Here is a 19,735-nt window from a genome sequence, read left to right as displayed (position 1 = left end):
TCGAGATCCGATAGCGATTGTCGTAATTAATCAAAGGGATCGAGTCCCCCGACTTATTTAAGCCACAATATTTCGAAATACCATTGGAATATTAGTTTATGTATAACAATCCCACGAGACTTGTTATGATATTTACGACGAGACCGACTGTTTTCGGTAGTCAAAGACGTTTTGAATGATTACGAAAAGGACTCCAATGGAGCCCATATTTCATACAGTCTTACGTAAGTGGGTTTTCAATTGAGGCCATCACCGTCTTTGATTCCCAACCTTTGTCCGGATCGTACCACGTAGCCGTAAGGTCAATTTCCCACCAGTCGACCAGTGCAATAACATCATTACCATTCGAATGTCCACTTACTGTACCCTCAAGAGTTGCAACTCCGGCGTTGAAATCAAGAGCGACTTCAACGTCACAGTTGTCAACAACTCTAGAGTCGTAACTTTGGCCTACGGCTGAGATGTCGAGACCCCACTTACATGTCTGAGTGGTGGATGAGGAATTTGAACTCAACACCTTTAATCTTCCTTTCAAACCCTAATTCAAGAGTGTCATTTAAGCAACTTTTATGGCCCTGAGTGGTAAATTCTCCGTTTTGGACGGCTTCTGGATCTTGAATATTCCATTCGCCATTGTCTTTAATAGTGAACCAATCGGGTGTCTGTTCATTACTCGTCACAAAGCCAGAGGTACCTTCAGCGCGTGTCAAGTCATCCTCTTCTATTTTACCATCCCTCTTTCTCCCTTGCGCTGCTGCATTACTAGCGAATCCAAGCCCGACTCCGCTGCCGGCAAGCATTTGGAGTGTCCTTCTTCTAGTTTGTCCATTCAAGGTGTGTTTTTCAGACATCATTTAATCTCTGTTATGCTATCTTAATAAATATACCGGTATGGATTAATTATCTATATTTTATAATAATCTTACCAACTATTAAATCTCTTCTGAATCTGCAGGGTGTGATGAAATACAGTGTGTAATGGACTGTTCTGCTGTGTTGAATAGCGGCCCCTGAGCCACGGTGAGTTGATTGAGTTCTTGGGACCAACAGCGTCAACGGTCAAGAAGCCGACTCAGATCTCGACCGCTCCGGCCAACACTGCTATTCAACAGAGCAGACTGTTCAACATTGTAAACTGTAGGGAAAGTAGTTAATTTATTAAATAAAAATATATTATTTATATTAAATATAAATCGGATGAATAATCAAACGTCCTATTGCGATCCGAAATGTATATTATGATGAAGATCGACAACCAAACCAGATAAAATGTCAGTGATAAATATTCTCTATAGTTGGTTGTTGTCCAAGGATCTACGAGCCGCAACAGCACTCGGATTCGTCACAATTCCGGTCACACTGTTTAGTTCTTGGAATACGCTGCCATATGAATACAACGCGGCTCCAGCGCTGTTCGCTGGATTTCTCGGAGGTTTGTACTACAGTAATGAAATGCGATCACCCTCTCCGACACAGGCTGGCTTACGAATCGGCGTGATTAGCGCTTTGGACTCCTTTTTACTCGTCCCCAGTCTCATCGCCTCTGGATGGGCGATATCGCCTGTCACTGCAGTCCTAACTATTGCTTTCGGAGCTCTCTGGTTTGTTTTCTCTCTCATTGTTCTTTCTCTGATCAGTGTTATCGGTGCACGGGTTGGTGGCTTTGTTGGCCGTCTCCCTCCATTCCGTCGTGGTGAACCACAAACGACTTAACCCGAGCGTATTGTCGATTTGCTCGCACCGAAAGGTCAATCATATTCATCGGTTCCACCCTATTGTTCATTTGACCAAAGTCGCCGTCTCCTGTATCGACGATATCGTATTAATCATATTTTATGACTGTGTATCGAAGTGTGTTTTGACATGGAATGAGCCCTAGTCTCGATAACTGGTTCTTGGGAAACAGAGATACTCGAGATCGCGGGCGTGAACGTTACCGTTGGGGCTATCGAATTCCTCCCTCTCGGGTCTATCAGGCTTCTACAACAGATACTGCTCGGCGTCGTCGCTAAGGTTTCGGAAGTGGTCTGCGGCCTCGACGAGTTCCTCCGCCGTCGACTCCTCGAAGCCCATCGTCTCGACTTTGACGCCCTCGTGGCGGAGATATCGACAGAGACGGGCGAAGTCGCCGTCGCCGGTGATGAGCACGACCGTGTCGACGTGGGGGGCCAGCGAGACGGCGTCGAGGCTCATTCCCACGTCCCAGTCGGCCTTCTTCGAGCCGTCGCCGAAGGTCTTGATATCCTTGATGCGGGTCTCGAAGCCGATGTCTTCGAGCGCCTCGAAGAAGCTCTCTTCGTCGGGCGAGTTCGCTCGGATGACGTATGCGATGGCGCGGGTGAGCGCCCGGTCATTGACGGCCTCGTCGAGCAGTGCTTCGTAGTCGATGTTTCGCGTATGAAGACTCCGGGCGGTGTGATAGAGGTTCTGGGCGTCGGCGAGAACGCCGACACGCTGTCCCGGATGTGAGACGACCATGTCTTTGTGTGGGGAAGCGCCGGGAATAGCTCTTGGGGCTTCGCGGTGGCCGGACTGGTCCTACTCCGATTCCGTCTCGTAGGCCTCGCCGACCGCGGCGGGCACGCGCGTGTAGCCCACCAGCGTGAGCACGACGAGCACGGCGACGTAGGGGAACAGTCCGGTGATCGAGCCCGGTAGCGAGATCCCGACCGTCTGGAGCTGGATCTGGAGCATGTCCATCGCGCCAAAGAGCAGCGACGCGAGGAAGGCCCCGATCGGGTTGTAGTTGCCAAAGAGGTAGGCGACGATGGCGATCCAGCCGCGTCCGTCGACCATCGTGACGCCGGTGCCGGTGAAGCCGCTCCCGATGCCGATCGACAGCGTCGCACCGGCCAGGCCCGCCATCGCTCCCGAGAAGATGACGGTCGCGTAGCGAACGCGGTTCACGTCGACGCCTGCAGTGTCCAGCGCCTCGGGGTTCTCGCCGGCCGCCTGGATCCAGTAGCCGTAGCGGGTCCGGTAGAGGACGACCCACGCGAGGACCGTCAGGACGAGCGTCAACAGGACGAGCGGCGACGTATCGAACAGCAGCCGTCCGAGCACCGGTAGCTCGGCGAGCCCGGGAACGACGACGTTGTTCACGTTCGGCAGTGTCGGGCTGGAGACCCCGCCCCACACGACCGTCGCCCCGAAGGGCCCAAAGCCCAGGCCGATGAACCACACCGCCAGTCCGGCGACGATCTGGTCGGCCTTGTACCGGATCGTCAGGACGGCAAAGGCAACCGTCAACAGCGCGCAGAAGGCCACTGCGACGAGGATCGCGAGCCAGAGGTCGCCCTGCGTGATCGCTCCCTCACCGGAGATGAGCCACGCCGCGGCGGCCGCGGTCAGGGCCCCGAAGATCATGAACCCCTCCAGACCGATGTTGAACACGCCGCTCTTCTCGGCGTACAGGCCGCCGATCGCGGCCAGCGCGATCGGCATCGCGGCCTGCAGTGATCGCTCCGCGGCACCGACGGTCAGCAGGTCCGCGCCGGGCAGATCCAGCAGCGTGATCGCTGCCACGGCAGCGAGCGCGGCGAGCCCGCCGCCGACGGCGAGGCGATGCTCGGCCGCGTAGTCGGCGACGCTCATCGATCGTCACCCCCGAGTCCGAAGCGGCGGGCACTCATTCGGAACAGCTCCGGGGCGGCGACGAACAGCACGATGAGACCGATGACGCCGTCGACGAGCTCCGAGGGCACGTCGAGCGTGAACCCGATGTACTGGCCGCCCGCGTCGAGACCGCCAAAGAGCAGGCCCGCCGGGATCACGCCAAGCGGGTTGTTCGCCGCCAGCAGGCTCACGGCGATGGCGTCGAACCCGAAGGTCGGGAACGTACTCGGATCGCTGTAGTACCCCAGGACCATGATCGCGAACATCGCTCCGGCGACGCCAGCGACCATTCCCGAGAAGGCCATCGTCGTCACGACCGTCCGCTTCGGGTCGACCCCGGAGTAGGCTGCCGCGGACTCCTGGTAGCCGCTGGTCACGAGGTCGTAGCCGAAGCTCGTGCGGGCCATGACCACGTAGACCCCGAACGCCGTCGCCAGCGCGACCCCCAGCCCGATCACCGAGAACGAGCCGCTCCCGAACGCGAAACCGGGCAGGTCGACGTAGTCGGGGAACGACTCCGTGTTCGGTGCGGAGGTCCCCGACGGTCGGAGGTACGCGTCGATGAGGAAGTAGACGACGCCCGACGCGATGAAGTTCAGCATGATCGTGGTGATCACTTCGTTGGCGTCGGCGTAGGCCTTCATCAGGCCCGGAAGCGCCCCGTAAGCACCGCCCGCGACGATCGCCGCGATCGTCCCGAGGACCATCAACACGACGCCCCCGACGGGGCCGCCGGGCAACAGCGGCGCGAGAAAGAGGATCGTCAGCGCGGTCGCGAACCCGCCGACGACGAACTGTCCCTGAACGCCGATGTTGAACACGCCGGCCCGGAAGGCGACGGCGACGGCGACGCCGGTCAGGATCAGCATCGTCGACTGACGCAGCGTGAACGCGACGTTCGAGAGGTTCCCGACCGCGCCGTACAGCAGCGACGTGACGAACTCCACGGCGTCGTAGCCGGTCGCCCAGACGATCACCGAGCCGATCAGCAACGCCAGCAGCGTCGAGACGACCGCCAGCGCGAACCGTTCGAGGACGCTGGCTCGCAGCATCCGATCGGCCGCTCGATCGAGAACGGCACGCGCCCGGTCGCTGGCCGTGCTCACCGCTCGACACCTCCGTCGGCGGCCGCCCGCTCTCGCCCGGCCATCAGCAGGCCGAGTTCCCCCTCGGTTACGGCGTCCGGATCGACCACGTCGACGAACTCGCCCTCGTGGATCACCGCGAGGCGATCCGAGAGCTTCTGGACCTCGTCGAGCTTCGAGGAGACCAGCAGAATCGCCATCCCCTCGTCGCGCATCTCGTGGAGTCGACCGTGAATGAACTCGATCGAACCGATGTCGACCCCCCGAGTCGGATGTGAGGCGACCACCAGGTCCGGGTCGTGTCTGAGTTCGCGTCCGACGACGAACTTCTGCTGGTTGCCTCCCGAGAGCGAGCCGGCGTCGGCCTCGACGTGGGGCGGTTGCACGTCGTACTCGGCGACGATCTCGGCCGCGTGTTCGCGGACGAGATCCCAGTCGACGAAGCCGTTCTCGACGAACGGCTCGATGGTCTGGTTCCCGAGCAGGGCGTTCCGGACGAGGTCGTACTCCTGGACGAGCCCCTCGGTCTGGCGGTCTTCCGGGATGTAGGCGATGCCCGACTCGATGCGGTCGCGCCGGCTCGTCTCGGTGATGTCTCGCCCTTCGAAGGTGACTGCCCCGGACTCGACCGACCGCAGCCCGGTGATCGCCTCGACGAGTTCGGCCTGGCCGTTGCCGTCGACCCCCGCGATCCCCAGCACCTCGCCGGACCGCACCGAGAGGTCGATCCCGCTGACCTGTTCGAGCCCGCGGTCGTCTTGGACGCGCAGATCCGCTACGTCGAGGGTGACCGAACCGGGCTCGGTCGTGCGTTCCTGGCCCTCGAAGAGCACGTCCCGGCCGACCATCATGCGCGCGAGTTCCTGCTCGCTCGTCGAGGCTCCGTCGACAGTCCCGACCGACTCGCCGTCCCGGAGGACGGTGATATCGTCGGCGACGGCCATCGCCTCGTCGAGCTTGTGGGTGATGAAGATCAGCGACCGGCCACGATCGGTCAGCTCTGCCATCACGTCGAACAGCTCGTCGACCTCCTGGGGAGTCAACACTGCGGTGGGCTCGTCGAGGATCAGCGTGTCTGCCCCCCGGTAGAGGCTCTTGACGATCTCGACGCGTTGCTGGACGCCGACGCCGAGGTCCTCGATTCGCGTGTCCAGGTGCTTATCGATGTCGAAGCCGTAGGTCGAACAGACCTCGTCGATCGCCGCTCGGGCGCTGTCCTGATCGACGAGCCCGTTGTCCGTCGGCTCGTGGCCCAGGACGACGTTCTGGAGGACGGTCATCGTATCCACGAGCTGGAAGTGCTGGTGGATCATGCCGACTCCGGCGTCGATCGCGTCCCGCGGCGAGTCGAACGTCCGGGGCTGTCCGTCGACGCGGATCGTCCCCTCGTCGGGCTCGTAGAGCCCGTAGAGGACGCTCATCAGCGTCGTCTTGCCCGCTCCGTTCTCGCCGACGAGCGCGTGGACCGTCCCGCGTTCGAGCGTGAGGTCGACGCCGTCGTTGGCGACGACATCCCCGAAGCGTTTGGTAATGGCGTCGAGTTCGACGGCTGGTGCCCCGCTCCCGCTCATGGCTGTGTGGTGGTGTCGTGTCTCATAACGTGCGATGGTGGCTGTGGCTTCAGTCCTGACAGCCGGCGGCCGTACAGGGGACGGTCACGTCGCCGTCGACGATGGCCTGCTTCGACTCTTCGAGGTTCTGGCTCACGGCGTCGGGCAACTTCGAGCCGATCGCCTGGCCCAGCACGACCGCGACGGCGTCCTGGTCGAGGCCGAGGACGTTTCGACCGCTGACTTCGTCCCAGTTGTCCTGGACGATGCCCTCCGCGACGCGGTAGGTCCCTTCGTTGATGCGCTTGATCGCCGAGCCGATGATCACGTCCTGGTAGTCCGGCAGCGTCACCGACTGGTCGGCGTCGACGCCGATTGCAAAGCGGTTCGCTTCTTGTGCGGCCTGGAAGACGCCCTGTCCGGCGGCCGCCGCGGCCTGGTAGACGATGTCCGCCCCGGCGTCGTACTGCGAGGAGGCGATGTTGGCCGCCGTCTGGGTGTCCTCGTAGTTGCCGATGTAGCCGACCCGCACGTCTACGTCCTCGTTGACCCACTCGACGCCAGCGACGTAGGCGCGTTCGAACGCGTTGATCAGCGCCCCGTCGACGCCGCCCACGAAGCCGACGGTGGTCCCGTCGGGGTCGTTGGAGTTCCCTTCGTGCGTGAGTTCTCGGGTCGTCATCGTCCCGGCGAGGACGCCCGCCTGGAACGACATCTCGTGGTTGGCCCAGATGTAGCCGCCGACGTTTGGCCGTTCGATGTGGTCGTTGATCAGCATCCAGCGCTGGTCGGAGTACTCCTCGGCGTTGGTCTCCAGTGCCTGGGTGTGCTGGTAGCCGACCAGGACGATCAGGTCGTAGTCGGGGTTCTGGCTCTCTGCGAGCCGGGACTGGACGGTCCCGTAGTTGGACTGGTTGGTCTCTTCGACCTGCTGGAGTTCGATGTCGTACTCCTCGGCGGCGTTCTCCAGCCCCTCCAGTGCGAGGTCGTTGAACGCGCGGTCGCCGAAGCCGGCGGAACTGGAGACGATCGCGATGTTCGTCGTCCCGCCCTCGCCGCCGTCGGTCGTGTCTGTCTCCGTGTCGCCGTCGCCGCCGTCGCCCCCGTCACCGGCACCGTCGCCGCCGTCGCCGGTCAGACAACCGGCGAGGCCGCCGGTGATAGCGACCGCCGCTCCCGACCGGAGCACGTCGCGTCGGTTGATCGGTGTGTCGGAGTCTCCCCGCTGGTCGACTGCCGTCGATTCGCCGTCTGGATCTGGTTCTGAAACCATTGGTATATGGATATAACTATTTTCTAGGTATATAAGTTCGTCCCCAAAACAGGCAGGCGAGACGGTGAAGTCCGCACGAGTGGCACTGAGGCGTGTAAAATTTTGATATCAGAATAAAAATACAAACCGACTCTATCGGCCGAATCCGCGCAGCCACGACCGCCCGTCGCTCGACACGGAGTCCCGTCGCTCTGTCTCTGCTGGTTCCGGGGGGAGAAACCGATCAAAGAAGGCCGGCGACAGTCCGTCTCATACGGAAAGTTGTAGTTGCTTACCGGTGAGCGTCTCCCCCGTGGCGACGCTCACCGGTACATTCCTACAACCGTCCGTATCAGTTCTCGGCCTCGAAGCCCGCGATCGTCACCGGCAGCCGACCGCTGGCCCGACGCCGGCCGGCCAGGATCTCGCCGGTCACCGACAGCGTCGCGGGCGTGTAGTCGTAGGTCGACACCGCCGTCGACACGTCGGGGAAGCGAGCGAGGTCGTAGGGGTTGCGCACCACCAGCGCGGCGAAGGCGTCGACGGCCTCGTCCAGTCGCTCGACCGCTCGCACCTGTTCGTCGTCGCCAGCGGCGTTGTAGGTCGCCAGCACGACCTGTTCGTCGCCCTCGAACGACGGCAGGGCGTCGGCGGTCTCCACCTCGTGCAGTTCCACGTCGAAGCCGCCGGCTTCGAGTGCGTCGGCGACCAGCGTCGGCTCGTAGCGGTCGTCCTCTGCCGGCGAAGCGCGTCCGCCGGGGAAGCCGACGAGGTGAAGCGGTCGTCCGGTGTCGAAGGGAATCGTCTCGTTTCGATCCCGAGCGACCGTGATGCCGGCCGCGGCGACCTCACGACCGACCTCGCGGGAGCGATCGCTGGTCGCCTCCCAGCGGTCGAGCGAGGGCGTCTGCTGGCCGACGCCGCGTCGCTCCTTGTACTCGAGGACGCGCTCGACAGCGTCGTCGATCCGCGACTCGTCGATGCGGCCGGACTCGACGGCGTCGATGACCGCCTCGACCGAGTCTTTCTGGACCGCGGGGGTGTGACAGACCAGGAGGAGATCACAGCCCGCTTCGACGGCCTGGACACACCCTTCCGGCGTCCCCATCTCGTCGGCGATGGCGTTCATCTCCATTCCGTCGGTGACGACCAGGCCATCGAACCCTAACTGCTCGCGGAGGAGTCCGGTCTGTACGTCTCGGGAGACGGTCGCCGGGAGTTCGTCGTCGCCGGTGATCGTCGGGAACGAGACGTGTGTCGTCATGATCGCGTCGATCCCGGCGTCGATCGCCCGGCGGAAGGGGGCGAGTTCGACGGCGTCGAGACGCTCGCGGTCGTGGTCGACGACGGGTAGCGAGTGGTGCGAGTCGGCGCTGGTGTCGCCGTGGCCCGGGAAGTGCTTCCCACAGGCCAGCACGCCCTCGGACTGCATGCCGTCGGCCATCGCCGCGCCGAGATCGCCGACGAGTTCGGGCTCCTCGCCGAACGACCGGACGCCGATGACGGGGTTGTCCGGGTTGTTGTTCACGTCCAGCACCGGCGTCAGATCGAAGTTGACGCCGATCGACGCGAGTTCCGCCCCGACAGCGCCACCCACCGAACGGGCGAGGTCGGCGTCCCGGCCCGCACCGATGCTCATCTGACTCGGGGGTTCGGTCCCCCAGTCGGTCCGTGAGACGACGCCGCCCTCCTGGTCGGCCGTCACGAACAGCGGGATCTCGGGTCCCGCTTCGGTGGCGATGGTCTGTAGCTCGCGACTGAGCTCGGCGACCTGCTCGGGCGAGTCGATGTTCCGGCTGAAGTAGATGACGTTGCCACAGCGATAGTCGGTGAGGAGTTCGCGGAGGTCCTCCGTCGGCTCCGGTCCCTCGAAGCCGACGACGAACAGCTGTCCGACTTTGGTGGCGAGATCGAGTTCGGCCACGTCTGGCAGAGACATGGTGATACTGTCTCAATTGCACCCACGTAGTTCTGTCGGCCCGGCACTTCGATTTTCGCATGAGAGAACGCGTGCGTGCCGAAAACGGGGCTTTCGAAGATCGTTTCTCTATACTCACCGAACGGCGTCACCGTTTCAGCGTGCTGTAGGTCGCCTTGGCGAGGTCCATCCCGATCCCGTCGGACTCGACGACGTAGTAGGGAACCAGATCAGCGCCGAACTTGGACTTGTACCGGCAGAGTCGCTCGGTGTTCGCGCCCATCAGGTCGTAGCCGGTCACCGACGCGAGCGCGTCGTCCGCGAGGATGTCGGCGATGATCTGCCAGTGGACGAGGCTGTTGAGACTGACGCCCTCGTAGCTGCTTCGGGTGCCACCCTGCCAGAAGTACGCGGCGTCGGGCGAGTACAGCGCGGTTATGCCCCCGAGGAACGCGCCGTCGGGTCCGCGGACGACGTACGGTCGAGCGCGGTCGCCAAGCGCGGACACGAGATCGCGGACGTACGACCACTCGATGGGAAACGGCCGTTCCTGCTCGGCGTAGCGTTCGCGGGTGGCTTTGTAGATCGCTCTGGCCCCGTCCAGCCCTTCGACGCTCACGCTCACGTCCAGCTCTCTGGCCGAGCGGATCTCTCTGCGGAGACTACTGGAGAAGCCGGCCATCGTCTCGTCGGCCGTCGCGTCCGCGAGGTCGAGGCGGTAGGTGAACTGCGTCGTGAGGTCGTAGTCCGCCCAGACGTAGGGCCGGGGATCGAGGTACTGGCTGTTACAGACCATCCGGAACAGCGACAGCGAGCCGCCGGTGTCGATCGTCTCGAGCACCGCCTCGGTGAACTTCGAGTTGACCGATTCGATCTTGCGTTGCTTGGGACTGGTCGGCATCACCACGGGACCGAGCCGCGGGACGTTCATCGACGGCGGCGGCGAGGTCACTGTCGTCCCGACGAGCTTCGAGTCGGTGACCACCGGGAGCAGTCCGATCGCCTGCTGGCCCTTGAACCCGCCGTACAGTTCGAGGTCGCCGTCGACGTGTTCCGCGAGCACTTCGAGGGCCTCGGGCTGGTGGAAGAGTTCGATCCCCGAGTCCGGAACTGCCTCGCCCCACTCGTCGATATCGAGTCGTTCGATCTCCATCTCTCACCGGAGAACCCGTCCGTTCGGGCTTTGTTATCGACCGCCTACGCCAGTCACTGGGTCGCTCGTTCGCTCTCCGGCGTCGGGACCTGCGCTCTGTCGGCCTGCCAGTGCTCGTAGAGTTGCCCCGGCGGTCCGATCCACGCACCCAGATCGAGCGCGCACTCGATCAGCTCCCGGTACAGTTCGGTATACCCGTCGTAGTCGGAGCTGAAGTAGCGGGGATGCCACAGCACCGTCATCACGCCCTCGTGGTCGCGCGCCTCTTCGAGGAGTCTGTGGCAGGCCGCCCAGGCGCGTTCGTACGCCTCGCCGGGGTTCGGTAGCGCACACTCCATGAGCACCGTGGGAAACACGACGAAGTGGTCGTCGAACGGCCGAAACGGGTGGTAGCCGTCCTGGAACCCGAACTCGGCGGACGAGCCGGGCGACGCGTCGTACTGGAGCCCCATCGAACGCTGGTAGCGCCACGTCGACGGCCGCTCCAGGTTGAGGTAGTGCTGGCGGCCGCCGCGGACGGCCCGTCCGAGGGTCTCTTCGAGCCACTGCTTCTCTCGCTCCAGCATCGACGGCTCCCGGTAGGACTCGTAGGAACCGTGTAACCCCACCTCCCAGCCGTGGTCGTCCAGCGACGACATCAGCTGGGCGATGTCGGGGTCGCCGAGGTCGTACCGGCCGGCGTAGAGCCGCCAGCTCTCTACGTCGGTCCACTCGCTGATCGATCGATCCCGGAACAGCGACTGTTCGGACAGGAAGTAAAACGCCGACCTGACGCCCAGCGACTCCTCCAGAGAGACGATGTCCTCGAAGGTCCAGTAGGGGTTGCGCCACGGCAGCAGGTCCAGCAGGTGTGTGGGATCGCGCTCGGCGACAGTGTAGTACAGCGACTGGTAGGTCTTGTACGGTCGATCCACGTCGTGGGTGAGACAGAGTGCGAACTCGGCGTCCCCGGGTACCCAGTCAGACATCGCTACCTCTCGGGCCGTCTCTGGTCGGTTCCGCCACGGTCGATACCGGTAGCCCCCTCGCCAGCGTCCGGTAGACTCCTGTTTGTAACATCGCTACCATCTGTGTTGCGGTTCCACGGACTCTCGATACTGGCATTGTTATAGGGTATTTACCAGGTGGCACCGATCTCCGGCGGCGGACGCCGTCGTCGCACTCGCCGCCCGAGAACCGGCAAGCACAACGCATAAGTCCGTCGCCCGACCCGTGTGCAGTATGCGACGGGACGCACGACTCCGTCTCGACAGGGTGGCAAGCAGTGCGTCCACGCCGCCGAAAAAGCGCAAGCGCCCCTTCTGACGGCTCGCTGCGGGCGTGGCGCTCCCGTCTCGGGCCGGTCGCTCTTTTGCCGGGTATCGACGCCTCGACCACTACTCACACACGACAGCAATGACACACATCGACCTCACCGGCGTGTTCCCCGCGATTCCCACGCCGTTCCACGACGACGACGACCGCAGCATCGACTTCGAAACACTCCGACGCGACGCACAGCGCCTCGAAGCGGCAGGCGTCGACGGCCTCGTCCCGGCCGGCTCGACCGGCGAGTCGGCGACGATGACCCACGACGAGCACATCGAGGTCGTCGAGGCGGTCGTCGACGCCGTCGACGACGTACCGGTCATCGCCGGGACGGGGAGCAACAACACCCGCGAGGCGCTGTCGCTGTCCCAGCGGGCGGCCGACGCCGGTGCCGACGCGCTCTTGCTCATCTCGCCGTACTACAACAAGCCCGAGCAGCGCGGTCTCGTCGAGCACTACCGGACCATCGCCGACGCCGTCGACTGCCCCCAGATCGTCTACAACGTCCCTTCCCGGACCGGCCAGAACATCGAGCCCGACACCGCCGTCGAACTGGCCAGCCACGAGAACGTCGCGGGGTTCAAGGCCGCGAGCGGCGACATGAATCAGATCTCCGAGATCGTCGAGCGGACCCGCGACGAGGAGTTCTCGGTGCTGTCGGGCGACGACGGGATGACCCTGCCGATGCTCTCGATCGGTGCGGACGGGTGTATCAGCGTCGCCGCCAACGTCGAACCCGAACGCACCTGTGCCATGGTCGGAGCGGCCATCGCCGGTGACTACGAGCGTGCCCGCGCGATCCACCACGAACTCGGCCCGCTCTTTCGCGCGCTGTTCGTCGAGACGAATCCGATTCCGGTCAAGGAGGCGATGCGAATCCGCGGGTACGGGCCGGCCCACATGCGCCAGCCCCTCTCTCGGCTCGCCAGCGAACACGTCGACCGGCTCGAAGCCGTCCTCGCCGACCTCGCCGACGAGGACCTCGAAGCCGAGTACGCGGAGGCCGAGCGATGACGCGGATCGCCGTCTGTGGCGCGACCGGCCGGTCCGGGGCCGCGGTCGTCGAGGCCGGACGAGCACGTGACGACGTGGAGGTCGTCGCCGGCTTCGCCAGCACGGCCGACGAGACGGACGACCTGCCACTGCGTCCCGCCAGCGAGGCCGGCACAGTCCTCGAAGAGTACGACGTGGACGCCGTCGTCGACTTCTCGACGCCCGAAGCGACGATGGACGTGCTCGCGGGCTGTCTCGACAACGGCGTCGCGCTCGCGGTCGCGACGACCGGCTTCGACGAGGCCCAGTCCGAGCGACTACGCGAGGCCGCCGAGGAGATCCCGGTCCTGAAGGCGACGAACTTCTCGCGGGGCATCCAGGCGCTCTTGCGGACGGTTCGGGCGGCCGTCGGCGCGCTGGAGGACTACGACCTCGAACTCATGGAGAGCCACCACAACGGCAAGGTCGACGCCCCCTCCGGCACGGCCAACACGATCCTCGAGACCGTCCAGGAGCAGCGCGACGTGGAGCCGGTGTACGGGCGCGAGGGCCACGCGCCCCGGGCCGACGACGAGATCGGCGTCTTCGCCCGCCGTGCCGGCGACATCCGCGGCGAGCACGAACTGGTGCTGGCGGGCAACGACGAGGTGCTCTCGCTGTCCCATCGCGCCGAGGACCGCGGCGTCTTCGCCGCGGGCGCGCTCGACGCGGCCCAGTGGCTCGTCGGCCGCGACCCCGGCTGGTACGACTTCGGTGCGGTCGTCGACGACGCCTGACGCCGTCGGTCCCGCGCCGCGAGGCCGAGCGGGTCGCCGACGCCGTCGTCTCGACTCGGGCTCACCGATCGGCGGACAGCCGTCGATAGACCGGGTACAGCGTCGCGTAGACGCTCGTCGGGATCTGACGAGCCGTCGCCTGCAGGAGGCGCTGTCCGAGCGGTCGAGCCGACTGCTCGACTGCTGGCCCGAAGTCGGCTTCTCGGAGCCACCCGAGCAGTTCCCGGCCACCGGGTGCCTCGATCGCCTCGACCTCGCGGGCGGCGTCCTGTAACGTCTCCCAGTGGTAGCGCTTCTGTGCCGAGAGGTGTTTCCCGCCGGACTCGAAGGTGTCTCTGATCGCCGGGACCGTCGCGGCGTCGTAGTCGTATCCGTGGTCGTTCGGATCGAGGCCGGCCAGCAGGAGACCGACGATCGTCCGGTAGCACTTCTCGCAGTCGTTGCAGTTCTGCGGACCCTCGGCGTGGACGCACGTCCGGAGCGTGATCTCTCGGGACCGGCCGCGCACGTAGTCGGCGATGGTCTCGATCTTCTCCTGGCGCGTCGACTCGTAGCCGTCGTGGACAGCCTGGGTCCCGCTCCACCGGACGCGGTCGTCGATCGTCGGGTGCGAGCCCCACGGACGAGTCCACTCCTCGGTGTGGGTCGCTGCGATGTACAGCCGGCCGATGTCCGCGACCGCCGTCAGTGGCGCACACAGGCCGAGCAACCCCAGTCCGTGGCCGACGGAGCTGTACCACGCGCCGTCGAGGTACCGCTGGAAGTGGGCCTGCAACAGCGGCGTCGCGAGAAACGACAGCATGTTCGACTCGACGAAGTGCGCGTCGAGGCCCCGCTCGGCCGCGAAGTCGGCGAAGAACTCGCGGTTGCGCTGCCAGCGGTCCCGTTCTCGCATCACCCATCCTCTGACGCTGATCAGGTCGGGCTGTTCGGACTCGTGGCGGACGTACGTCGCCGTCGAGTCAACGCCGCCGGTAAACAGCAGCGCACTCCCGTCGCGGTCGCCGGGATCACGGTCGCCCTCGACAGCCCGCTGACAGACGACGGAGCCCCCCTGCATGAACGCCGGATACATCTCACAGAGGCGCTGGCCGACGTGTCGGAGCGAGTCGAGGAACGCAGCGTCGACGCGATCGACTGCGACCGTCGCCCCCGTCGCCCAGGCGACGGGACAGACGTGTGCGAGCACCGGAACCACGAGCAGCGACTCCGGCACGGCGGCGATGTCGACGCCGTAGTCGGCGAGGAAGGGGTCGTCGGTGACGAAGCGCCCGACGCGGCCACTGGTCGTCACCGTCGCTCGCAGCGTCGTGTCGGTCGCCGTGACCTCGTCGACTGTCACGCGATTCATCTCTCTGTCACCTATCGGCCCCGCTCGCGCGTCGTCGCGACGGTCGTTCTGTCCTCGTGACACTTCCTGGCACTCGTCTCGCTCGCTGGATCGCTGTCGGCTCTCATCGGTCGTGGGCCGACGGTGGGTCGACGCACGCATTGTTAGTTCGACCGTATGTGCCCGTTCCCACGGCTCTCCGTCGGAAACCGTCACTTACCGGACCGTCGAGCCGTGGCGGTTCGCTCCGGCGTCCGTTCGGTCGGAAACCCAGAGACGTATATCCGAGGAGGGGCAATCTCGCCCCAATGAGTCTCGAAGCAGACGTACGCGACCTCTGGGAACGCAAACAGGACGGACTGACGGCCGCCGACGCGACCGACGACCACCTGGCCGTCCTCGACGACTTTCTCGCCGCGCTCGAAGCCGGCGAGATCAGGGCCGCCGAGAAACGCGGCGGGGAGTGGGAGGCCAACGCCTGGGTCAAGCAGGGGATCCTCCTGAACTTCGGCCTGCGCGAGACCGTCGCTCGCGAGTACGGCGACGTTACCTACCACGACGTGCTTCCGCTGCGCGAGACCGACGACCTGCACGAACGGGGGAGCCGCAACACGCCCGACGGAACGGTCATCCGGCGCGGTGCGTACGTCGGCAGCGACGCCATCCTCATGTCGCCCGCGTTCGTCAACATCGGCGCACACGTCGGCGACGGCACGCTCGTCGACTCCTGTGACACGGTGGGATCGGCCGCCCAGATCGGCGACGACGTCAAGCTCGGCGCGAACACGCTGATCGGCGGCGTCCTCGAACCGGTCGAGAGCACGCCGGTCGTCGTCGAGGACGGCGTCTCGCTGGGCGCGGGCTGTCGGGTCACCAGCGGCTTCGTCGTCGGGGAGAACAGCATCGTCGGGGAGAACACGCTGCTGACGCCCCGCATTCCGATCTACGACCTCGTCGAAGAGGAAGTCATCTACGGCGAGTTGCCGCCCGAACGGCGCGCGTTCACTCGCTTCGTCGAGTCCAGCGTGAGCGACCACGACCTGTTCGACGGCGGCGCGTACAAGCCCGCCGTCGTCGCGACCGACGTGGAAGCGGAGACGCTGGAGGCGACGGAACGAGAGGACGCGCTACGGGAGTGAGACCGGCCGCCCGCACGGCGGTAAGCTGACCGCACCCGAACACTGTCTCGCCTTACTCGCGGCGGCCGTCGCCGACGCCGGCCACAGACGCCGCCGTTCGTCGCTCTCTGTCGTCACCCGGAGTGTCAACGCGGTCGTTCCCGCTCGAACGCCTCGCGACCGGGTAACGCGGCCGTATCGAGCGCCGGCTGGAAATCTCTGCGCATAACAAACCGTCCGTCTCCGCAAGCGAGAGACGCCACGGCACTGGCAGGATACACACATGACAGACAGACACCGAACTGACGACAGCACAGCATTGCCGACGATGGAAGACATCCGCCAGACGATGCGCTCGCGGCGCGACGTACTCGCGGGCACGGGTGCGGTGATCGGTGCGGGACTGGTCGGGACGGCCGCGACGGCCCAGGAGGACGACGCGGCTGGCAACCAGCCCATGGAGGTTCCGTCCCAGTTCGACCAGCCCGACACGGACGTGGACGTGCTCAACTACGCGCTGACGCTCGAATACCTCGAAGACGAGTTCTACAACACGGGGCTCGAACAGTTCGACGGCGAGGCGCTGGCGAGCGCGAGCGCGCTCGAAGTGCCGCCGGATCTGTTGGCCACGTTCTTCGCGGATATCAGCGCTCAGGAGCAGTCACACACCGAGCAGCTGGCCCGCGTGATCGAGACGCTCGGCGGGACGCCGGCCGACCCGCCCGCCTTCGAGTTCGGGATCGACTCGGCCGACGCCTTCATCGCGACCGCACAGGTGCTCGAAAACACCGGCGTCGCCGCCTACGCCGGTGTCGCACCGCGCATCGAGAGCCCAGACATCCTCTCGGCCGCGCTGTCGATCCACAGCGTCGAGGCGCGCCACGCCGCGGTGCTCAACGCACTCGTCGGCGAGTCGCCGTTCCCGGACGCCTACGATCCGGCGCTCCCCATCCCGGACGTGCTGTCGGCGATCCAGCCGTTCATGGCGGGCGAGATGGAGGAGACGCCGGAAGAAGAGCCGGGCACGGAAACCGACACACCGGAAGAAGAGCCGGGCACGGAAACCGACACACCGGACGAGGGCACTGAAACGGAGGCGTCCGACAACGGGACTGAGTCGCCGGCTGAGGGTGAGAGCGGGTAACCCCGCCTCGTCTCCCTCGCATCGTCGAGCCGCGGTCGGTCCCTGTGTCTGGATTCCCGGACCGGAGACGAGCGGCCACACGGACCGACTACCGGCGGCCCGAAACGGAACCCTTCTTACTCGCCCGCGCCGTGTACTCCCCAATGAGTAGCGACTCGCCTCCGGTCCGTCGACTGGCGGACTGGGACCACGACCGTCTCGCCCGGCTGGCCGAGGAACACGGGACGCCGCTGTACGTGCTGGACGTGGACCGCGTCGCGGCGAACTACCGGCGCTTCGCCGCGGCCTTCCCCGACGCGCACGTGATGTACGCCGCGAAGGCACACACTGGCCGTGCCGTCCTCTCGGGACTCCTCGAAGCGGGCGCGGACATCGAGTGTGCCGCTGCCGGCGAACTCCAGCGAGCGATCGACGCCGGCGCGGACCCCAACACGCTGCAGTACACCGCGGTCAACCCTCCTGGGGGCGACCTCGACTACGCGGTCGATCTCGCCGACGAGCACCCCGGCCTGACGATCACCGGCGGAGCCGAGGACACGTTCGACCGCCTCGAAGACCGCGGCTACGACGGTCGCGTCGCGATTCGCATCAACCCCGGCATCGGGACGGGCCACCACGAGAAGGTCGCGACCGGTAAGGACGCGAAGTTCGGCATCCCCTACGACGAAGTGCCCGCGCTCGCAGACGATCTCCGCGACCGGTTCGACCTCGTGGGGCTGCACGCCCACGCGGGCAGCGGCGTCCTGCGCGAGGACCTCGACGACCACTGCCGGGCCATCGCGAAGGTCGCGGAGCTGGCCCGCGAAGTCGGGGACTCCGATCTGGAGTTCGTCGACTTCGGTGGCGGCTTCGGCGTGCCCTACCGCGAGGAGACCGAGCCGCTGGACATGCAGGCCGTCGGCGAGCGGGTCCGCGAGGCGGTCGGTGACCTCTCGGCCCGGATCAAACTGGAGCCGGGCCGCTACGTCGTGGCCGACGCCGAGCTGATCCTCACGACAGTCAACACGGTCAAGGAGACGCCAGCGACGACCGTCGTCGGCGTCGACGCCTCGCTGGCGACGCTGATCCGCCCGGCGATGTTCGACTCCTATCACCCGATTCGAAACGTCTCTGCCCCCGACCGAGATCCACACCCCGTCTCGATCGGCGGCCCGTGCTGTACGAGCGCCGACGTGTTCGCGACGGATCGTCCGATCGCCCGCCCCGAGCGGACCGATCTGCTGGCGATCGGCAACGCCGGGGCCTACGGCTACGAACTGGCCAACCAGTTCCACTCCCAGCCCCGACCGGCCGAAGTCGCCATCGAGGACGGCGACGAGCGGGTGGTCCGCCGCCGCGAGACGATGGCCGACGTGGTTCGCGTCGAAGACGAGGCCGGAGAGTAATGGCCGACGCCGCGACGTTCGATATCGACGCTTTCCACCGGGAGGCCGTCGAGACGCCCTCCCACGACGCTGTCGACGAGATGCGCGATCTGCTGGTCGACGCGCTCGCCGACGGCGGCCACGAGGCCACCGTCGACGAGGCCGGAAACGTGCTGGCCAGCCGCGAGGCGGCCGAGGAGGGCCCTCACCTCGTCCTGAACACGCATATCGACACCGTCCCGCCTCACGTTCCGTTTCGCGAGGGCGAGGACGACGTGGTCCGGGGCCGTGGGAGCTGCGACGCGAAGGGGCCACTGGCCGCGCTGCTCGCCGCCTTCCTCCGGGCGGATGTGGGTGCTGGGCGGCTGACGCTGGCGATCACGCCAGACGAAGAGACCCACCAGACCGGTGCGGGCCACCTCGAAGAGACGCTGTCGGCCGACGGGTACGTCGTCGGCGAGCCGACCGACCTGGACGTGTGTACCGCGGCCCGCGGCCAGTTCGAGGGGCGGGTCACCATCCACGGCGAGAGCGCCCACGCCTCCGATCCCGCCGACGGCGCGAACGCCATCCGGGCCGCCGCGCCGATCATGCAGGCCATGGAGAGCTACAGCGAGCACCACGGTCCGGGCGAACACGAGACGCTGGGCCGCCCCACGCTCACCCCCTCGATGATCGAGGGCGGCGAGGCCCCCAACCAGGTGCCCGCCGAGTGTACGATCACCTTCGACCGCCGCAGCGTCCCCCCGGAGACCAGCGACGAGTTCCCCGAACGGCTCGAAGCACACCTCGGGCAGTGGCTCCCGGACGGCATGTCCCTCGACGTGTCGCTCGTCCGGCCCGACACGCCGTTCCCCGAGGCGTTCGAGACCGACCGGGAAGCGACGCTCGTCCAGACGCTCGCCGCGGAGAGCGGCGGTGCGATCCGCCCGTTCGGTGCCGCGACGGAGGCCGCCCACTTCGCGCCCGACGCACCGACGGTCGTCTTCGGTCCGGGCGTGCTGGCCGACGAGGAGGGCGCGGTCGCCCACAGCGAGCGCGAGTACGTCCGCCGCAGCGAGATCCACGAGGCCGCGGCGGCCGTCGAGGCGACTGTCGAACGGCTGCTCTCGACGAGCCGTTGAGCGTC

General features: G+C 65.3%; 17 protein-coding genes. 7 read left to right on the top strand and 10 right to left on the bottom strand.

Annotation, left to right across the window (positions count from 1 at the left end; translation table 11 throughout):
* Nucleotides 1-476 precede the first annotated feature (476 nt).
* A complete protein-coding gene (locus tag HMUK_RS17295) occupies nt 477-851 on the bottom strand; it encodes a hypothetical protein (protein WP_126967061.1) in 375 nt (124 codons plus the stop codon).
* A 418-nt stretch (nt 852-1,269) separates the two neighbouring features.
* Here HMUK_RS17295 and HMUK_RS18160 point away from each other — a divergent pair, with 418 nt between their 5' ends.
* Nucleotides 1,270-1,713: a DUF5518 domain-containing protein gene (locus HMUK_RS18160; protein ID WP_164731968.1), complete on the top strand. Its 444-nt coding sequence runs from the start codon at nt 1,270-1,272 to the stop codon at nt 1,711-1,713.
* Between the two features lie 267 nt (nt 1,714-1,980).
* Here the strand turns inward: HMUK_RS18160 and HMUK_RS15400 are convergent, their stop codons facing one another.
* The 8 genes from HMUK_RS15400 to HMUK_RS15365 form a co-directional block, all read right to left on the bottom strand.
* On the bottom strand, nt 1,981-2,478 hold the full coding sequence (locus tag HMUK_RS15400; RefSeq protein ID WP_015764126.1) for a LabA-like NYN domain-containing protein: 498 nt from the start codon (nt 2,476-2,478) through the stop codon (nt 1,981-1,983).
* A gap of 60 nt (nt 2,479-2,538) precedes the next feature.
* Nucleotides 2,539-3,594 (bottom strand): ABC transporter permease, encoded by a 1,056-nt coding sequence (locus HMUK_RS15395; RefSeq protein WP_015764125.1) that lies wholly within the window; start codon nt 3,592-3,594, stop codon nt 2,539-2,541.
* Entirely contained in the window at nt 3,591-4,721 is a 1,131-nt protein-coding gene (locus HMUK_RS15390) for an ABC transporter permease (RefSeq protein ID WP_079979661.1), read from the bottom strand. The genes HMUK_RS15395 and HMUK_RS15390 overlap by 4 nt, the downstream gene beginning before the upstream one ends.
* Entirely contained in the window at nt 4,718-6,271 is a 1,554-nt protein-coding gene (locus tag HMUK_RS15385) for an ABC transporter ATP-binding protein (RefSeq protein ID WP_015764123.1), read from the bottom strand. The genes HMUK_RS15390 and HMUK_RS15385 overlap by 4 nt, the downstream gene beginning before the upstream one ends.
* A gap of 49 nt (nt 6,272-6,320) precedes the next feature.
* Nucleotides 6,321-7,523 (bottom strand): BMP family ABC transporter substrate-binding protein, encoded by a 1,203-nt coding sequence (locus HMUK_RS15380; protein ID WP_015764122.1) that lies wholly within the window; start codon nt 7,521-7,523, stop codon nt 6,321-6,323.
* A 331-nt stretch (nt 7,524-7,854) separates the two neighbouring features.
* Entirely contained in the window at nt 7,855-9,441 is a 1,587-nt protein-coding gene (gene nagZ / locus HMUK_RS15375; protein WP_015764121.1) for a beta-N-acetylhexosaminidase, read from the bottom strand.
* A 127-nt stretch (nt 9,442-9,568) separates the two neighbouring features.
* Nucleotides 9,569-10,573 carry a GNAT family N-acetyltransferase gene (locus HMUK_RS15370; RefSeq protein WP_015764120.1) on the bottom strand — a complete coding sequence of 335 codons (1,005 nt, stop codon included), beginning with the start codon at nt 10,571-10,573 and terminating at the stop codon, nt 9,569-9,571.
* A gap of 53 nt (nt 10,574-10,626) precedes the next feature.
* Nucleotides 10,627-11,541 carry a polysaccharide deacetylase family protein gene (locus HMUK_RS15365; protein WP_015764119.1) on the bottom strand — a complete coding sequence of 305 codons (915 nt, stop codon included), beginning with the start codon at nt 11,539-11,541 and terminating at the stop codon, nt 10,627-10,629.
* Nucleotides 11,542-11,968: 427 nt separating this feature from the next.
* Between HMUK_RS15365 and dapA the strand changes: the two genes are divergently transcribed.
* Both dapA and dapB read left to right on the top strand, forming a co-directional pair.
* Nucleotides 11,969-12,895: a 4-hydroxy-tetrahydrodipicolinate synthase gene (gene dapA, locus HMUK_RS15360; protein WP_015764118.1), complete on the top strand. Its 927-nt coding sequence runs from the start codon at nt 11,969-11,971 to the stop codon at nt 12,893-12,895.
* Nucleotides 12,892-13,650, top strand: coding sequence for a 4-hydroxy-tetrahydrodipicolinate reductase (gene dapB / locus HMUK_RS15355; RefSeq protein WP_015764117.1), 759 nt, complete (start codon nt 12,892-12,894; stop codon nt 13,648-13,650). Before dapA ends, dapB begins: the two co-directional genes overlap by 4 nt.
* 61 nt (nt 13,651-13,711) lie before the next feature.
* On the opposite strand, the gene HMUK_RS15350 is transcribed toward dapB, so the two are convergent.
* Entirely contained in the window at nt 13,712-15,001 is a 1,290-nt protein-coding gene (locus tag HMUK_RS15350) for a hypothetical protein (RefSeq protein WP_015764116.1), read from the bottom strand.
* Nucleotides 15,002-15,288: 287 nt separating this feature from the next.
* Here HMUK_RS15350 and HMUK_RS15345 point away from each other — a divergent pair, with 287 nt between their 5' ends.
* The 4 genes from HMUK_RS15345 (at nt 15,289) to HMUK_RS15330 (ending at nt 19,730) form a co-directional block, all read left to right on the top strand.
* Complete coding sequence (locus tag HMUK_RS15345) at nt 15,289-16,119, top strand: 2,3,4,5-tetrahydropyridine-2,6-dicarboxylate N-succinyltransferase (protein ID WP_015764115.1); 831 nt, start codon at nt 15,289-15,291, stop codon at nt 16,117-16,119.
* Between the two features lie 262 nt (nt 16,120-16,381).
* A complete protein-coding gene (locus tag HMUK_RS15340; RefSeq protein ID WP_223270961.1) occupies nt 16,382-17,242 on the top strand; it encodes a ferritin-like domain-containing protein in 861 nt (286 codons plus the stop codon).
* 143 nt (nt 17,243-17,385) lie between these two features.
* Complete coding sequence (gene lysA / locus HMUK_RS15335) at nt 17,386-18,627, top strand: diaminopimelate decarboxylase (protein WP_015764113.1); 1,242 nt, start codon at nt 17,386-17,388, stop codon at nt 18,625-18,627.
* Entirely contained in the window at nt 18,627-19,730 is a 1,104-nt protein-coding gene (locus HMUK_RS15330; RefSeq protein WP_015764112.1) for a M20 family metallopeptidase, read from the top strand. The genes lysA and HMUK_RS15330 overlap by 1 nt, the downstream gene beginning before the upstream one ends.
* Nucleotides 19,731-19,735 lie beyond the last annotated feature (5 nt).

Source organism: Halomicrobium mukohataei DSM 12286, from assembly GCF_000023965.1.
GTDB lineage: Archaea > Halobacteriota > Halobacteria > Halobacteriales > Haloarculaceae > Halomicrobium > Halomicrobium mukohataei.
This window is presented reverse-complemented; position numbering and strand designations above follow the sequence as displayed.

Bases quoted from the DNA above. Each gene is read 5' to 3' on its own strand.
- dapB (WP_015764117.1), top strand. From the start codon at position 12,892: ATGACGCGGATCGCCGTCTGTGGCGCGACCGGCCGGTCCGGGGCCGCG.
- HMUK_RS15380 (WP_015764122.1), bottom strand. From the start codon at position 7,523: ATGGTTTCAGAACCAGATCCAGACGGCGAATCGACGGCAGTCGACCAG.
- HMUK_RS15385 (WP_015764123.1), bottom strand. From the start codon at position 6,271: ATGAGCGGGAGCGGGGCACCAGCCGTCGAACTCGACGCCATTACCAAA.
- HMUK_RS15350 (WP_015764116.1), bottom strand. From the start codon at position 15,001: ATGAATCGCGTGACAGTCGACGAGGTCACGGCGACCGACACGACGCTG.
- dapA (WP_015764118.1), top strand. From the start codon at position 11,969: ATGACACACATCGACCTCACCGGCGTGTTCCCCGCGATTCCCACGCCG.
- HMUK_RS15345 (WP_015764115.1), top strand. From the start codon at position 15,289: ATGAGTCTCGAAGCAGACGTACGCGACCTCTGGGAACGCAAACAGGAC.
- HMUK_RS15365 (WP_015764119.1), bottom strand. From the start codon at position 11,541: ATGTCTGACTGGGTACCCGGGGACGCCGAGTTCGCACTCTGTCTCACC.
- nagZ (WP_015764121.1), bottom strand. From the start codon at position 9,441: ATGTCTCTGCCAGACGTGGCCGAACTCGATCTCGCCACCAAAGTCGGA.
- HMUK_RS15370 (WP_015764120.1), bottom strand. From the start codon at position 10,573: ATGGAGATCGAACGACTCGATATCGACGAGTGGGGCGAGGCAGTTCCG.
- HMUK_RS17295 (WP_126967061.1), bottom strand. From the start codon at position 851: ATGTCTGAAAAACACACCTTGAATGGACAAACTAGAAGAAGGACACTC.
- HMUK_RS15330 (WP_015764112.1), top strand. From the start codon at position 18,627: ATGGCCGACGCCGCGACGTTCGATATCGACGCTTTCCACCGGGAGGCC.
- HMUK_RS15340 (WP_223270961.1), top strand. From the start codon at position 16,382: ATGACAGACAGACACCGAACTGACGACAGCACAGCATTGCCGACGATG.
- HMUK_RS15400 (WP_015764126.1), bottom strand. From the start codon at position 2,478: ATGGTCGTCTCACATCCGGGACAGCGTGTCGGCGTTCTCGCCGACGCC.
- HMUK_RS15395 (WP_015764125.1), bottom strand. From the start codon at position 3,594: ATGAGCGTCGCCGACTACGCGGCCGAGCATCGCCTCGCCGTCGGCGGC.
- HMUK_RS18160 (WP_164731968.1), top strand. From the start codon at position 1,270: ATGTCAGTGATAAATATTCTCTATAGTTGGTTGTTGTCCAAGGATCTA.
- lysA (WP_015764113.1), top strand. From the start codon at position 17,386: ATGAGTAGCGACTCGCCTCCGGTCCGTCGACTGGCGGACTGGGACCAC.